Consider the following 372-nt stretch of genomic DNA (forward strand, 5'->3'; position numbering starts at 1 on the left):
GGGATAGACCATGAAGATACTTGCCTCGGCCGCCATCGCGGCTGTTCTCGTCGCGGCTGCGCCGCAGGTGGCTTCGGCCCAGAGCGAAGCGTCCAGCTTCAAGCGCGACAAGCACACCAGCGTGCGCCAGCGCCCGCGCCCCGACTATGAAGCGGCCGGCGTGCGCCTGGGCGGCTTCATGGCCTACCCCCGCCTGACCGTGGACGTCGAACGTGACGACAACATCTACGCCGTGGCCACGGGCGAGACCGACGACACCATCTGGCGCGTGAAGCCCCAGCTGGCCGTGCGTTCGGACTGGTCGCGCCACTCGCTGGGCTTCTTCGCCTCGTCGACGATCAACCGCTATTCGGACTTCGACACCGAGAACAC

The 372-nt window shown here is 67.2% G+C and carries 1 protein-coding gene; it reads left to right on the forward strand.

Annotation, left to right across the window (positions count from 1 at the left end; genetic code table 11):
* Positions 1 to 10 precede the first annotated feature (10 nt).
* Positions 11 to 372, forward strand: a 362-nt coding sequence (locus AC1DKR_RS21430) for an outer membrane beta-barrel protein (RefSeq protein ID WP_478035236.1), incomplete at its 3' end; no start/stop codon positions are given.

The sequence above is a fragment of the Stenotrophomonas sp. 01N47 genome (assembly GCF_056399165.1).